Source organism: Streptomyces beihaiensis (genome assembly GCF_026274175.1).
Taxonomy (GTDB): domain Bacteria; phylum Actinomycetota; class Actinomycetes; order Streptomycetales; family Streptomycetaceae; genus Streptomyces; species Streptomyces beihaiensis.
Genome location: NZ_JAPHNL010000331.1, coordinates 13,203 through 27,493, shown reverse-complemented (window position 1 = coordinate 27,493; position 14,291 = coordinate 13,203). Strand labels below are relative to the sequence as shown.

Annotated in this window: 16 protein-coding genes; 8 read left to right on the top strand and 8 right to left on the bottom strand. The window is 74.1% G+C overall.

Translation table 11 applies throughout. From position 1 onward, the window contains the following. The coding region (locus OFY01_RS30745) for an SDR family oxidoreductase (protein WP_266605503.1) at positions 1–605 on the top strand (605 nt) is incomplete at its 5' end. Between the two features lie 46 nt (positions 606–651). Here OFY01_RS30745 and OFY01_RS30740 read toward each other — a convergent pair. The 3 genes from OFY01_RS30740 to OFY01_RS30730 form a co-directional block, all read right to left on the bottom strand. Beyond that, the gene (locus OFY01_RS30740) at positions 652–825 is read right to left on the bottom strand and encodes a hypothetical protein (RefSeq protein WP_266605501.1); all 174 of its coding nucleotides are present in this window, start codon (positions 823–825) and stop codon (positions 652–654) included. Positions 826–939: 114 nt separating this feature from the next. After that, complete coding sequence (locus tag OFY01_RS30735; RefSeq protein ID WP_266605499.1) at positions 940–1,557, bottom strand: hypothetical protein; 618 nt, start codon at positions 1,555–1,557, stop codon at positions 940–942. Next, complete coding sequence (locus OFY01_RS30730; protein WP_266605498.1) at positions 1,554–2,588, bottom strand: ArsR/SmtB family transcription factor; 1,035 nt, start codon at positions 2,586–2,588, stop codon at positions 1,554–1,556. The genes OFY01_RS30735 and OFY01_RS30730 overlap by 4 nt, the downstream gene beginning before the upstream one ends. An 82-nt stretch (positions 2,589–2,670) precedes the next feature. Between OFY01_RS30730 and OFY01_RS30725 the strand changes: the two genes are divergently transcribed. Then, a complete protein-coding gene (locus OFY01_RS30725) occupies positions 2,671–3,879 on the top strand; it encodes an MFS transporter (protein WP_266605496.1) in 1,209 nt (402 codons plus the stop codon). A 116-nt stretch (positions 3,880–3,995) separates the two neighbouring features. After that, a complete protein-coding gene (locus OFY01_RS30720; RefSeq protein WP_266605494.1) occupies positions 3,996–5,144 on the top strand; it encodes a Gfo/Idh/MocA family protein in 1,149 nt (382 codons plus the stop codon). A gap of 12 nt (positions 5,145–5,156) precedes the next feature. On the opposite strand, the gene OFY01_RS30715 is transcribed toward OFY01_RS30720, so the two are convergent. Then, positions 5,157–5,873 carry a TVP38/TMEM64 family protein gene (locus tag OFY01_RS30715; protein ID WP_266605492.1) on the bottom strand — a complete coding sequence of 239 codons (717 nt, stop codon included), beginning with the start codon at positions 5,871–5,873 and terminating at the stop codon, positions 5,157–5,159. A gap of 131 nt (positions 5,874–6,004) precedes the next feature. On the opposite strand from OFY01_RS30715, the gene OFY01_RS30710 reads away from it, so the two are divergent. Further along, positions 6,005–6,868: a spermidine synthase gene (locus OFY01_RS30710; protein ID WP_266605491.1), complete on the top strand. Its 864-nt coding sequence runs from the start codon at positions 6,005–6,007 to the stop codon at positions 6,866–6,868. Here the strand turns inward: OFY01_RS30710 and OFY01_RS30705 are convergent. Both OFY01_RS30705 and OFY01_RS30700 read right to left on the bottom strand, forming a co-directional pair. Then, positions 6,855–8,171 (bottom strand): MFS transporter, encoded by a 1,317-nt coding sequence (locus OFY01_RS30705; protein WP_266605490.1) that lies wholly within the window; start codon positions 8,169–8,171, stop codon positions 6,855–6,857. The genes OFY01_RS30710 and OFY01_RS30705 overlap by 14 nt on opposite strands. Before the next feature lie 55 nt (positions 8,172–8,226). Next, positions 8,227–9,303, bottom strand: coding sequence for a hypothetical protein (locus OFY01_RS30700; protein ID WP_266605489.1), 1,077 nt, complete (start codon positions 9,301–9,303; stop codon positions 8,227–8,229). Between the two features lie 129 nt (positions 9,304–9,432). On the opposite strand from OFY01_RS30700, the gene OFY01_RS30695 reads away from it, so the two are divergent. Both OFY01_RS30695 and OFY01_RS30690 read left to right on the top strand, forming a co-directional pair. After that, positions 9,433–9,885: a DUF4442 domain-containing protein gene (locus OFY01_RS30695; RefSeq protein ID WP_266605488.1), complete on the top strand. Its 453-nt coding sequence runs from the start codon at positions 9,433–9,435 to the stop codon at positions 9,883–9,885. Between the two features lie 594 nt (positions 9,886–10,479). After that, positions 10,480–11,127, top strand: a complete 648-nt coding sequence (locus OFY01_RS30690; protein WP_266605486.1) for a DedA family protein — start codon at positions 10,480–10,482, stop codon at positions 11,125–11,127. A gap of 38 nt (positions 11,128–11,165) precedes the next feature. Here the strand turns inward: OFY01_RS30690 and OFY01_RS30685 are convergent, their stop codons facing one another. Then, complete coding sequence (locus tag OFY01_RS30685) at positions 11,166–11,705, bottom strand: gamma carbonic anhydrase family protein (RefSeq protein ID WP_266605485.1); 540 nt, start codon at positions 11,703–11,705, stop codon at positions 11,166–11,168. Positions 11,706–11,785: 80 nt separating this feature from the next. On the opposite strand from OFY01_RS30685, the gene OFY01_RS30680 reads away from it, so the two are divergent. Next, positions 11,786–12,556, top strand: a complete 771-nt coding sequence (locus OFY01_RS30680) for an acyltransferase (protein WP_407700459.1) — start codon at positions 11,786–11,788, stop codon at positions 12,554–12,556. 70 nt (positions 12,557–12,626) lie between these two features. On the opposite strand, the gene OFY01_RS30675 is transcribed toward OFY01_RS30680, so the two are convergent. Next, entirely contained in the window at positions 12,627–13,457 is an 831-nt protein-coding gene (locus tag OFY01_RS30675) for a DMT family transporter (protein ID WP_266605508.1), read from the bottom strand. A gap of 157 nt (positions 13,458–13,614) precedes the next feature. Here OFY01_RS30675 and OFY01_RS30670 point away from each other — a divergent pair, with 157 nt between their 5' ends. Beyond that, positions 13,615–14,187, top strand: coding sequence for a helix-turn-helix domain-containing protein (locus OFY01_RS30670; protein WP_266605484.1), 573 nt, complete (start codon positions 13,615–13,617; stop codon positions 14,185–14,187). Positions 14,188–14,291: the final 104 nt, after the last annotated feature.

Genomic DNA, 14,291 nt, shown 5'->3' with positions numbered 1-14,291 from the left:
ACGCCGTGCGCGCGGCCGGCGCCCGGTGCGCGGTGGTCCGCGCCGACGTGTCGCGCGAGGCCGACGTGGAGCAGATGTTCGACGAGGCGAGCGAACGGCTCGGCCCGCTCACCGGGCTCGTCAACAACGGCGGCGTCACCGCGCCCCTGGGCCCGCTCACCGAGGCGACCACCGACGATCTGCGGCGCGTCCTCGACATCAACGTCCTCGGCGTCCTGATGTGCTGCCGCCGCGCCGCCCGCGACATGACGGCCGCGGGAGCGGGCGCCATCGTGAACGTGTCCTCCGCCGCGGCGACGCTCGGCAGCCCCGGCGAGTACGTGCACTACGCCGCGTCCAAGGCCGCCGTCGACACGCTCACCGTGGGTCTCGCCCAGGAGCTCGGCCCGGCGGGCGTCCGTGTCAACGCGGTCGCGCCCGGCGTCGTCGACACCGACATCCACGCGGCGAGCGGCAACCCGGACCGCGCCGCGCAGTCGGCCCCCGGCATCCCGCTGCGCCGACCCGGCAGGGCCGAGGAGATCGCGGCGGCCGTGGCCTGGCTGCTCTCCGACGACGCCTCGTACGCCACGGGCACGGTACTGCGGGTGGCGGGCGGCCGCTGACCGCTGCGGGGCGCGGGCCCGAGCGCGCCGGGGCGCCGCGGCGCGCTCAGGCCGCCTCGATGACCTTGGCGCGCATCGCCTCGGCCCACTCGGCGACCAGGAGCTCGTACTCGGCGCGCTGCTCGGCGGTGAGCCGACCACCCGCGTGCAGCCACAGATCACGGATCCGCTTGTTGACCTCGTCGGCGGACCGCACAGAACCCTCAGTGACAGGCGGCATGTGCCAAGGCTACGTGCGCCGTGACCGGTTGGGAACCCTGAGCGAGCGTCCGGGTGCGCCAAGTGATCACACCCGCACGGGAGTTGCCCGGACCGCACCGCGCCCGACAGCTGGTCAGCCGGGCAGCGCCGCCGTCCACCGCCATGCGGAACGACGTGCGAGGCCGGGCAGTTCGCCGCGCCCCGTGCACCACAGCAGCACCGCCGACGGGTCGGCCCCGTCCGGGGCGTCGGGGAAGAGCCGCCGCACCACGGTCTCGCTCAGTCCGGGCGACGGCGTCCACGCGACCCCGAGCCCGCGCGTGATGTCGTACGTGTGCAGCAAGGTTTCGGCCACCCCCATCGCGGCGAAACCGGGAGGGTCGCACGGCCCCCAGTGAAACGCGCGCGCACCGGGGGCGGCGGCGCACAGTGCGGAGCACAGCATGCCCGCGGCCGCCTCGACGACGCGCAGTACGTCCTTGGGCGCGGTGCCCGGCCGGACCACCAGGTCGAACGGCAGACAGCGGTCGTCGGGGCAGGCGGCCAACTGGCCGGCGTACGCGGTCAGATCGTGGGCGATGTGCGCGGCCGTCTCCCAGCAGCTCCACTCCAGGGAACCCGCCGCGACGGTCCAGTCGCCGTCGGCCCACGGCCTCAGAACGCGCAGCGACTCCTCCAGGGCGGCCTGGACGTGCGCGGCGGTGGCGGGAGCCACGGGCGGGTGCGGTGCGTGCTGGTGGTCGTGCGTCACCGCAGGTTACCCGCGTCGGGCGGCCGTCTCACGGGCCCCGGCAGGCCGCCTCCCGCCCCCACCAGCGCATCACCCGCCACCGTACGGAAATACAGCACCGAACGCCCCGTGCGGCGTCGCTCCACCAGCCCCGCGCCGAGCAGCACCTTCAGATGGCGGCCGACCGACCCCAGGCCCTGCCCCGTCAGGGCGACCAGCTGCGTCGTCGTCAACGGGCCCGCCAGCAGCACCAGGACGTGCGCGCGGGCCGCGCCGATCAGCGCGGACAGCCCCTGGGGCGGGGCCGGCCGCCCCGCGTCCGCGAGCACCGCGGCGCACGGGTAGACGACCGCGTACCGGTCCGCCCGCCCACCACCCGGCGGCTCCGGACACGACACCCACCCCTGCTCGGGGGTGACCGGCACGAACAGCAGCCGGGCGCCCGAGACGTCACGCGGAGGGTAGGCGTGCGTGTTGATCTGGAGCCGTCCGTCGCCCCGCCAGCGCATCGTGTGCCGCATCCCGCTGAACGCCGCCGCCCAGCCGCCGACCGTCAACTGCCGCGTCCGCGCGACGACATCGGCCTCCAGGACCCGGCGCCGCCGCGGCCACTCGGGCAGCACCGTCCGCCGCCACACCCACGCCAACAGCTCCGCGACCCGGCCCGCCGGGTCCTCGGCGTCCCGCACCTGGGCCGGCAGCGGCCCCGGCGACGACACCGACAGATCCGCCCGCACCCCCTCCGGCGACGTCGCCCGGATCCGGGCGAGCCCCTCGTCCAGATCGTCCTCGGCGGCGCCGTGCGGCGTGGGCGTGATGAAGTCGGCGTTCCACGCCGCGCCGAACGCGGCCTCGACGAGCCGGGCCGTCACCGGGTCGGCGGCGAGACGCGCCCGGTAGGCGGGCAGATACGTGTCGAGCCACCGGCGTTCTCCGGGGTGGGCGGCACGGGCCTGGTGGAGCTTCTTGAGGCTCGCGGTCGTCTCGGCGAGCCGCGAGAGCACGAACCGGCTCCCGGCGAGCGTGTCCGCGTCGACCTGCCACACCCCCATGAGCCGCCCCCCGCCCCTCACCATGTTTCGCCGATCCGCGAAACGTTAACGCCTCAGCCCCGCGCCCCGGAAACCTGCGCCCATGCGCACCTACCGGCACCTGTTCGCCACCGACGAGTACACGCCCCTCTTCCTCACCGCCTCGCTCCAGGTCGCCGCCAGGACCGTCGCGGGCCTGGCCCTCGGCTCGCTCGTCCACGCCAGGACCGGTTCGCCGCTGCTCGCCGCGCTCGCCATGTTCGGGCCCTCGCTCGCCCAAGTCGTCGGGGCCCTCACGCTGTTGTCGGCCGCCGACCGGCTGCCGCCACGAGCCGGACTCGCCGGGCTCGCGGTGCTCCTCGGACTGGCCACGGCCGCGCAGGCCGCGCCGGGGCTGCCCACGGCGGCGGGGCTCGCACTCGTCCTCGCGCAGGGCGTGCCCGCGTCCCTCGGCGGCGGACTGCGTTACGGCCTGCTCACCGACATCCTCGACCGCGACGGCTATCTGCTCGGCCGCGCCGTTCTCAACATGAGCGCGGGCGCCTGCCAGATCCTCGGTTTCGCGATCGGTGGCGTCCTCGTCGCCACGCTCTCGCCGCGCGGCACCCTCCTCGTGGCCGCCGCGCTGTACGGGGCGGCGGCGGTCGTGGCGCGCACCGGCCTGTCCCGGCGGGAGTCCCGCAGCACCGGACGGCCCTCGCTCACCGAGACCGTACGCGGCAACGCCGCCCTCTGGTCGTCCGGGCCGCGCCGCTGTGTCTACCTCGCGCTGTGGGTGCCCAACGGGCTCGTCGTCGGCTGCGAGGCCCTGTTCGTCTCCTACGACCCCGGCCACGCGGGCCTCCTCCTCGCGAGCGCCGCCGTGGGCATGCTCGCCGGGGACACGCTCACCGGACGGTTCGTGCCGCGGCGGCTCCGCGAGCGCCTGGGCGCGCCGCTGCGACTGCTGCTCGCCGCCCCGTACCTGCTGTTCGCGGCGCGGCCCGCGCTGCCCGTCGCGGTGGCGGCCGTGGCCCTCGCCTCGGTCGGCTTCGGCGCGAGCCTTCTGCTCCAGGAACGGCTCCTGGCGCTGACGCCGCCCGAACTGAGCGGCCACGCCCTGGGGTTGCACACGTCGGGCATGCTCGCCATGCAGGGGGTGGGCGCGGTCGTCGCCGGGGCGGTCGCTGAGTTGACCTCGCCGCCGACGGCGATGACCCTGCTCGCCGCAGTCTCCGCGGGCGTCACGCTCTGGCTCGCGCCCGGCCTCCGCGGGGCAGGGGAGACGGGCTCCGGCCGCCCGCCTGTTGACCGGGACGGCGCACCCGCCTAGGTTCGGCGCGAGGCGGAGGGAAAGCGCTTGCTGTCGAGTGCCGGCCTCGTGGCCCCCGGACCGCCCCGCCCGCCGACTCCCCGACTTCCCGACCACGACGGAGTGTTGATCGCCGCATGAGCAGCGCACCCGCACCGCCCCGACCCGCCCGCTCAGGTCCCCGTACCCATCGGCTCAAGGCCGCCGTCGTCGGCACCGGCGGCATCGCGCGGGGCTGCCATCTGCCCGCGTTCCAGCAGCTCGCCGCCGAGGGCGAGGTGGAGGTCGTCGCCGCCGTCGACATCGACGACGCCGCGGTGCGCGCCTTCTGCGCGGACGGCGGCATCCCGCACCCGTACACCGATCTGGCGCGCATGCTCGACGAGCAGCGCCCCGACGTCGTCAGCATCTGCACCCCGCCCACCCTGCACCGCGAGCAGACCGTCGCCGCGCTGCGCTCCGGCGCCTGGGTGTGGTGCGAGAAGCCGCCGTGCCCGTCCCTCGCCGAGTTCGACGCCGTCGAGGCGGCCGAGGGGGCCGAGGGCGGCCCGTACGCCGCGATCGTCTTCCAGCACCGGTTCGGCTCGGGCGCCCGCCACGTACGCGGCCTCCTCGACCGCGGCGACGTCGGGCGTCCACTGGTCGCCCACTGCCAGACCACCTGGTACCGCGACACCGCGTACTACGCCGCCCCCTGGCGCGGCCGGTGGGCGACGGAGGGCGGCGGCCCCGCGATGGGCCACGGCATCCACCAGATGGACCTCCTGCTCGACCTGCTCGGCCCCTGGTCCGAGGTGCGCGCGATGGCGGGCCGCCTCGTGCACGACGTGGAGACGGAGGACGTCTCCACCGCCCTCGTCAGGTTCGCGAGCGGCGCCATGGCCACCGTGGTCAACAGCGTCCTGAGCCCCCACGAGGTCAGCGGCATCCGTCTCGACTGCGAACGCGCCACCCTGGAACTGACCCATCTGTACGGGTACGAGAACGCCGACTGGACCGTCACCCCCGCCGCCGACGTGCCCGCGGGAGAGGCCGCCGCCTGGCGGGACTTCGGTCCGGACGTGCCCAGCTCCCACCTGGCGCAGCTGCGCGAGCTCGTCGCCTCGGTACGGGCGGGGGTGCGGCCACGCAGCAGCGGGCCCGACGGGCGCACCAGCCTGGAACTGATCTCCGCCCTCTACAAGTCGGCGTTCACGGACGCGACCGTGAGGGCCGGTGAGATCGGCCCCGGTGACCCGTACTACACGGCCCTGCACGGCGGCGCGCCCGGCTGGGCGCCGGTCTGACGGGCCGGGCGGCTACCGGTCGCCGAGCCGTCCGCGCAACGAGTGCCGCTTGCACCACGCAGCCACGGCGCCCGCGCAGCCGGTCACGACGATGAAGGCCATGGCGACGAGAAAGACCGGCGACGAGGGGCTCGCGGCACGCGCACCCGCCACGGCGTACGCCGCCGTGTTCGGGACGGAGCCGAGCCCCGTGGCGAGCAGGAAAGGGAGCCAGCCCATCCGGGAGACCGACGCGCAGTAGTTGGCCGCCGCGAACGGGACGCCGGGGAAGAGCCGCGCCGCCAGTATCGAGCGGAACCCGTGCCGGCTCAGCTGTCCGTCCGCCGCCTTGAGCCAGCGCCCGCGCAGCAGCTGCCGCAGCGCGTCCTGGCCGAGCGCGCGCCCGAGCCCGAAGGCGAACCCGGCACCGAGCACCGTCCCGCCGAGTGCCCCGACGAGCCCCAGCTGCGAGCCGAACAGCGCGCCCGCGGCGAGGTTGAGCAGCGGCCGCGGCACGAACGCCACCGTGCACAGCCCGTACGCCGACGCGAACAGGGCCACCGCGGCCGCCCCGCCCACCTGCGGCGGCCACCCGTGGGCCAGCATCCGCTGCGGCTCGAACAGCAGAACGCAGCACGCCGCCGCGGCCAGCAGCACCACGAGCAGCGAAAGCCGCGACCACGGAGACAGGAGCGCGCGGACGCAGCGCGTGGCGAGCCCGGCGGGGCGTACGGCGGCTGTTTCGAACACCCGGGGAGATTAACCGACAGATGCCTAAGATCGCTGTAGGTCACGTCTCCCGCCCTTCCCGTCTCCTGCCGTCCCCTCCCGTCCGCCAGGGTGTCGGGCACTGGCCCGCCGCCTCCCGGCACAATGGTGAGGTGACCGCACCCGGACCCGGCTCCGAGCCGATACCCGTCACCCGCGCCGTCGATCACGGCACCGCCAAGCTGCTGCCCGACATCGACCGGCGCCGGGCGTGGCTGCTCACGGTGGACGGGGCGCCGCAGTCGTACGTCGACCTCGACGACCCGGCGTACCTGGAGTTCGAGTACGCCCGCCGCCTCGGGCACGTACTGGACTGCGCGGCCGACGCCGGGCAGCCGCTCGACGTGCTGCACCTGGGCGGCGGCGCCCTGACGCTTCCCCGGTACGTCGCCGTGACCCGCCCCGGCTCCCGGCAGGACGTCGTGGACGCCGACCGGGGCCTGCTCGACCTCGTCGCCGAGCATCTGCCGCTGCCGCCGGGCGCGCGGATCGGCGTGCACGCCGCGGACGCGCGGGAGTGGCTGGCGGCGGCGCCGGACGACAGCGCGGACGTTCTGGTCGCCGACGTGTTCGGCGGGTCGCGGGTGCCCGCGCACCTGACCACGCGGGGCTACGCGCGCGAGGCCGCGCGGGTGCTGCGGGCCGGCGGTATCTACGCGGCGAACCTCGCCGACAGTGCGCCGTTCGCGTTCTTGCGCTCCCAACTGGCCACGGTCGGTGAGGTGTTCACGCATCTGGCGCTGGTCGCGGAACCGGCGGTGCTGCGCGGCCGGCGGTTCGGCAACGCCGTGCTCGTCGCCTCGCGGGCCGAGCTCGACGTGGCGGAGCTGGCCCGGCGTTCGGCGCGCGACACGTTCCCGGCCCGCGTCGAGCACGGGGAGGCGCTGCGCCGTTTCGTGGGCGACGCGCACGCCGTCGACGACGCTCGGGCCCGCCCCTCGCCCGAGCCGCCGGGCGGAACCTTCAGCGTGGGGTGACCGGCGAGCCGTCCGCCCGCTGGGCCCGGTCCAGGGTGTCCGGGGCCGCCGAGGGGACGGCGGCCCCGGCCTCGCGCCGCCGCAACTGACGTACCTCCGGCACGAAGAGCACCGCGGCGGTGGGGACGACGACGAGCGCCGAGCATCCCCACAGCGCCGCGGACCGCCCGAACACCGACTCCGCGGGACCGGCGAGCGCGGTGGCCGCCGGCACCATCGCCACCGAGCCGAACCAGTCGTAGGCGGAGACCCGCGAGAGCTTGTCCTCGGGGATCTCCTGGTGCAGTGCGGTGATCCAGGAGACGCTGAACACCTCGGTCGCGACGCCGCCGGCGAACATCACCGCGACGAGGACGCCCAGCGGCACGGGGATCGCGAGGGCGGCGGACGGCAGGGCGAGGGAGAAGACGCAGAGCGTCCCGACGAACAGCATCCGCCTCGGCTTCCACCGGGTCATTAGCAGCCCGCCGACGACCGTGCCGACGCCGAACGCGCCGAGGGCGAACCCCCATGGTCCGGCCCCGCCGAGGGTGTCGCGCGCCACCAGCGGCCCGTACACCGACTCGGCCGCCCCGATGACCGCGACCACCACGGTGAACTGGGTGACGACGGTCCACAGCCACCTGCGCCCGACGAACTCCCGCCAGCCGTCCCGCATGTCCGCGAGCAGCCCGCCGCCCGGCTCGCGCGGCGCCATGTCCGTGACGCGCAGGCACGAACGCAGCGCCCCCGCCACCGCGAAACCCGCCGCGTCCACGGCGAGCACCCAGCCGGGCCCGAGGGCCGCGACCGTGGCGCCGCCGAGCGCAGCCCCGCCGACCGCCGCACCGGACATCCCCATTCGGAACAGCGCGAACGCGCGCGAGGCATGCTCCCCGGAGACCGAGGCCATGAGCATGCCCTCGGCGGCCGGATTGAAGAACGCCTGGCCGGTGCCGCCGAGCGCGCTGAGCGCCGTCATCTGCCACAGACGGGGCTCACCGGTCAGGACGAGCAGCGCGAAGGCGCCCTGCGAGAGGAAGTTGAGGGCGTTGGCCGCGACCATCACGTGGTGGCGCGGCAGCCGGTCGGCCACCGCGCCACCCACGAGCAGGAAGATCACGAGGGGCAGCGTGCGCGAGGCGGCGACCAGGCCCACGTCACCGCCGTCGCCGCCCGCATCGATCACGGCGAACGCGGAGGCGATCAGCGCGCCGTTGGACCCGAGGGTCGTGATGCACGCCGAGACGGCGAGCAGCACGTAGTTGCGGCCCGCCCAGGAGGGGCGGCGACGTGGCGGGGCGGGGGAGGGGGCGGCGGTCACTCAGGAAACTATGGCCGCCGCACCACCATGTGACAAATCATGTGCAGGCGCCCGGTCAGGAATCCGTCGGATCCTTGTAGAAGCGGACCGTGTCCAGGATCTTCTTGATCGTCGCGTCGTCCAGCTCGCCCTTGACGCCCTTCGCGCCCCACAGGTCCCAGGAGACGAAGTCGCCGTCGGCGTTCTGGAAGGCGAAGACAGTGGCCTTGCCCTCGCTGGAGCACTTGTCGTGCTGCGGAGTGCCCTGGGAGTAGGCGGTGATGAGGGCGCCGGACACACCCTGGGCGTTGGTGTAGTCCTTGGCCTTGCCCACCTTGACGGCCTTGAAGGACGGCTCGGTGTAGCCGCCGTAGACCCACCACGGAACCCGGTTCTCCGCGGCCTGCTCGGCGGTCTTCGCGCCGTTCTCGCCGCGCGTGCCGACCCCGGCGAGCGATGTGTCCTCAGGAGTGCCGTCCTTGTCCGTGTCCGACGTGCACCACTTGCTCTTGTAGGCGGCGGGCGCGGACACGGTCGTCATGCCGTGCTTCTTCTTGCCGTGGTCCTTGTAGTCGTACTCGAAGCCGGTGATCTGGTCGGCGCCGCTCGGGTCGACCTCCCAGCCCGGAGGCACGTCGAAGACCGTCTTGTGCGTGGTGTTGACGACCGGCTGCCAGCCGGGGACGACCGGCTTCACGGCGTTGTCACCGCTGCGCGGGTTGCCTTCGGACGAGCTCGTGCTCGGGCTCTGCGACGCCGAGTGCGACGCGTTGGGGGTCGGCTTGTCGTTGCCCTTGGCGTCGTCGTGCTTGTCGCCGCCGAGCACCAGGAAACCGGTCACCCCGGCCGCGACGACGACGGCGACCGCGGCGGCGATCGCGACGATCTTCGTCTTGTTGTCCCCGCCGCCCTGCTTCGGCGACTGCGGCGGACCGAGCGGCGCCGTCGGCGCGTTCCACCCCGGCTGCTGCTGATACGGATTCGGCTGCTGGTACCCCGGCTGCTGATAGGGGTTCGGCTGCTGATAGCCCGGCTGCTGGTACGGGTTGGGTGTCGGCGGATTGCCGGGATTGCTCGGAACGTTGGGGTAATTCGGGTTGTTCGGGTCCTGCGGGTTCTGCTCGCCCCCGGGCGGCTGCTGTCCTGGCCACATGGCCGACAACGATAAGGGGTCCGGGGGGCGCCGATGTCCCGGCCGTGTACCGGACGTGCAACGGTCCCGGTGGCGGGCGTGACCCGACGGGGCTGGTCACCCCTGCTACTGGTCGGTAACATCTGGCTCATGACTGCACAGACCGCCTCGATGGGCGAAATGCTGGCCACCGCCGTTCCGATGGTGCGCACCTTGAACCTGGAGTTCGACGAGGTCACCGCGGAGCGCGCGGTGCTGCGCCTTCCCGACCAGCCCGACTACCACAACCACGTCGGCGGGCCGCACGCCGGAGCGATGTTCACCCTCGCCGAGTCCGCCAGCGGGGCCATCGTGCTGACCGCCTTCGGCGAGCAGCTCTCGCGCGCGGTACCGCTCGCGGTGCGCGCCGACATCGAGTACAAGAAGCTCGCCAAGGGCGCGGTGACCGCCACCGCGACCCTGGGCCGCCCGGTCGCCGACGTGGTCGCCGAACTCGACGCGGGCGAGCGGCCGGAGTTCCCGGTGAGTATCGCCATCACGCGTGAGGACGGTGCCGTGACCGGGGAGATGACCGTGGTGTGGACGCTCCGGCCGAACGGCTGAGCGGGCGGGAAGCGACAGGCGGGCCGGTCGGCCCTCCGACGCCGTCGCCGCCTGGCCGGAGCCGTACGGGATGGTGCCGCGGTCGGCGACGGACCGGTGGTGCTCGACGAACCGGACGACGTCCCGCCTGAGACGGCCCGCCGACCGCGCGACGTTCGATTCGCCGATCGTCGTCCAGGTGCCGGTGCCGGTGCCGGTGCCGGTGTCGGCGTCGGGGGCGACGGCCTGTCCGGCCCAGTTGTCCGTGCCCGCGCGGATGATCTCCAGCTCGTACCAGCCGCCCGTGAGCCCACTCGAAGCGGAGACCGCCGCGCCCCGTGGTCCACGGCCGTCGAAGAGCGTGCCGTGGGGCGTCGCCGGGGGGCGGGGTCCGGTTCGGGCAGCGCACAACGACGCGCGCTTGCCCCGGCGTGACGCGGACGCCGCGTACCGCGTCCGTGGGCGGAATCACGTCCTCCGCCGAGGTTCACCGCGTCCACCAGTGCACCTTCCGGGACGCCGCGGCGTCATAAGGAGCGAGTAGGCTGCCCGGCGTGCACCCGAGGGGGTGCACGCCGGGCACACAGATCACCGCGGGTACGGGAGGCGAGGGCGTTGCACGTCCAGGCATGGCTCGACACGATTCCGGCGGTCGCCGTCTACACGCTGGTGGCGGGCGTCATCGGCCTGGAGAGCCTCGGCATCCCGCTGCCCGGCGAGATCGTCCTCGTCTCGGCGGCGCTGCTGGCCTCACAGCACGGCGACATCAACCCGTTCGTGCTCGGCGCCTGCGCCAGCGCGGGCGCCGTCGTCGGCGACTCGATCGGCTACGCCATCGGCCGCAAGGGCGGGCGCCCGCTGCTCGCCTGGCTCGGCCGGAGATTCCCCCGGCACTTCGGCCCGGCGCACGTGGCCACCGCCGAGCGTTCCTTCCAGAAATGGGGCATGGGGGCCGTCTTCATCGGCCGTTTCATCGCCCTGCTGCGGATCTTCGCCGGACCGCTGGCCGGTGTGCTGCGCATGCCGTACTGGAAGTTCCTCGTCGCCAACGTGCTGGGCGGCATCGTGTGGGCGGGCGGCACGACCGCGGTCGTGTACTACGTCGGCACCGTGGCCGAGGACTGGCTCAAGCGGTTCTCGTACTACGGGCTCGGCGCCGCCGTCCTGTTCGGTGTCGCCTCGATGCTGATCGTCAAGCGCCGCGCGGCGAGGACCGTCCGCGAGTACGAGGCGGAGGCGGAGGCGGTGCCCGCGAGCGAGTGACGCCCGTGGCGCCCGCGAGCGTCACGGGCCGCGTCGGCTCAGACGTCGTGCACGGCGGCGTGCTGCCGCGCCAGGCCGGTGTAGACCGTGCCGTTGAGGGTGACGCCCTCGCGCTCCTCCCGCGTGAGCTCGCGCCGGACCTTGGCCGGGACACCCGCGACGAGCGAGCCGGGTGGCACCACCATGCCCTGCGGCACCAGCGCCTGGGCGGCCACCAGCGACCCGGCGCCGATCACCGCGCCGTTGAGCACCGTGGCACCCATGCCGATCAGGCAGTCGTCGCCGACGGTGCAGCCGTGCAGGACCGCGTTGTGGCCGACCGATACGCGCTCACCGACGCGGACCGGGAAGCCGGGGTCGACATGGACCGTGCAGTTGTCCTGGACGTTGCTGTCGGCGCCGATCTCGATCGGCTCGAACTCCGCGCGCAGCACCGCCCCATACCAGACCCCGGCCCCCGCGCGCAGCGTCACGTCGCCGATCAGCACGGAGGTCGGCGCCGCGAACGCTTCCTGGTCGACCTTCGGTTCCTTGCCGCCGAAGGGCGTGACGAGTGCCGCGTGGGACGTGCCTGTCATGGGGTGTCGCTCCTTACGTACCGTACGTTCCGGGCCTCGAACGAGTTGCCGAAGAAATTACGCGCCAGTAGCGTAGCGCCGTGCCGATGAACTGGAACGCGTTCTCGTCCCGCGGCGGGGGCGCAAGGGGTGGGATCGCCCACCGTGCCGTACAGGCCGGATGGCGCTGGGCGCAGCGCAAGGGCGCCGTGACGGCCGAGCAGCCGGGCGGGCACCGGTTCGGTGCCATAGGGCACGGCACGAAGCTGGCCTTCCCGCAGGGCACCGTCTTCGGGGAGCCGTGGATCCGGCTCGGCGCGCACTGCATCATCGGCGAGCAGGTCACCCTGACCGCGGGCCTCATGCCGGACCTGGACCTGGGCCCCGACCCGATCCTCACCCTCGGCGACGGCGTGGTCATAGGGCGCGGAAGCCATGTCATCGCCGACACCACGGTCACCGTCGGCAGCGACGTCTATATGGGCCCGTACGTCTACATCACCTCCACGAACCACTCGTACGACGACCCGCACGAGCCCGTCGGCAAGCAGTGGCCGCGCATGGAGCCGGTCGAGATAGGCCCGGGGTGCTGGATCGGCACCGGGGCGGTGATCCTGCCCGGCGCCAGCCTCGGCCGGAACGTGGTGGTGGCGGCGGGCGCCGTGGTCCGCGGTGCCGTCCCCGACCATGCCGTCGTGGCCGGTGCGCCGGCCCGTGTCGTTCGCACCTGGGACCCTCGGGAGGGCTGGCAGCCGCCGCTGCGCACCCCGGCCCCCGCGCCGATCCCGGAGGGGGTCACGCCGGAGCAGCTGATCGCCCTGGAGGCGCTCGCGGCGGCGGAGCCCGTGGCGCCGGTGGTGGCGGACGAGTGAACCCCGGCGGGCCCCGCGAGCGGCGGGCGGGTGCGCCGGGCGCTCGCGGGGCCGCTCGGCCGCCGGTGGCTCACCCCGTGGCGAGCAGCAGCGTCCCGACGAGGGCGAGCCCCGCGCCCGCCGCCTGCACCCCGCGCAGCCGTTCGCGCAGGAAGCCGCGCGCCGCGAGCGCCGTCACCACCGGGTACAGCGACGCGAGCACCGCCGCCACCGTCACGGGCCCGCTCCGCGCGGCGAGCGCGTAGGTGCCGTTGGCCGCGACGTCCGCGAGCCCCACGAACGCGAGGACGGGCAGCGACCTCCACAGCGGCCGCGCGCCGCCCTCGTCCGCCGCGGGCAACACCGGGCCGCCGCGCCGGGCGGAGACGTACAGGGCCGTGCCGCCCGCTGCCACGTTCGTCACGCGCTGCACGAACAGCGCGAGGAAAAGGCCCGTCACCGTGGTCGATGCCTCGGCGATCAGGGCCATCACCGCGCCGAACCCGAAGGCCGCGAGCAGTGTGAGGAGCACCGCCTGCCGCTGCACCGGTGCGCCCCGCAGCTGGGGCCCGCCCGCGAGCACCACGCCGACGACCGCGACCAGGATCCCGGCCACCTGCACCAGGCCGGGCCGCTCGCCGAGGAGGAGACCGACGCCGACCGGCACGGCGACACCGAGGGAGCCCAGGGGCGAGACGACACCCATCGGTCCGAGCGCGAGCGCCTTGTAGAAGGCGAGCATGGCGACCGGCCCGACCAGGCCCGCGGCGACCGCGTACCACAGCTGCGGCCCGCTCTCCCGCCACGCGCCGGTGGCCGCGACGATCGTGCCGAGCACGGCCACGGCGATGCACTGCGAGACCACGACGACCGTGAGTGCCGGGGTCCGTCGGGTCAGCAGCCCGCCGCCGAAGTCGGCCATGCCCCACAGGAGGCTCGTGGCCAGGGCGAAGAGTACGGACTGTGCTTCCACGGACGACCTCGCAGTACAGTTTGCTGAACGCTGGAGTGCACCACACGATAGTTCATCAAACAAGACCCAGTCATCTAAAATATTGGACCACGGAAATGGACGGAACGTGTCGGACCTCGATCTGCTGACCCGGTCGCTCGCGCGCAACGTCAAGCACTGGCGCGCCGAGCGCGGCTTCACCCTGGACGCGCTCGCCGGACGGGCCGGCGTCAGCCGGGGCATGCTCATCCAGATCGAGCAGGCCCGCACCAACCCGAGCATCGGCACCGTGGTCAAGATCGGCGACGCGCTCGGCGTGAGCATCACCACCCTGCTCGACTACGAGCAGGGCCCCAAGGTGCGGATCGTCCCCGCCGAGGCGGCGGTGCGGCTGTGGCACACGGAAGCCGGCAGCTACAACCGGCTGCTCGCCGGGACCGAGGCGCCCGGACCGCTCGAACTGTGGGACTGGCGGCTCGAACCGGGTGACGGCAGCGAGTCCGACGCCCACCCGCAGGGCACCGTCGAACTGCTCCACGTGACCGCGGGCGAGCTGACCCTCGTCGTGGACGGAGCGGCCCACCGGGTCCCCGCGGGCGCCAGTGTCTCCTTCGAGGCCAACGTGCCGCACGCCTACCGCAACGACGGTGACACGGCGGTGGAGATGACCATGACCGTCTCGGTGCCCTTCGAGCACTGAGCCGACCCGTTCGCCGGGGGCGCGCCTGCGCGGACCGGGCGGGGGAGACCATCCGTGCGGCGCGCGGTTGCGGTCCGCGGCGAACGCCACGCCGACGGGCGGGG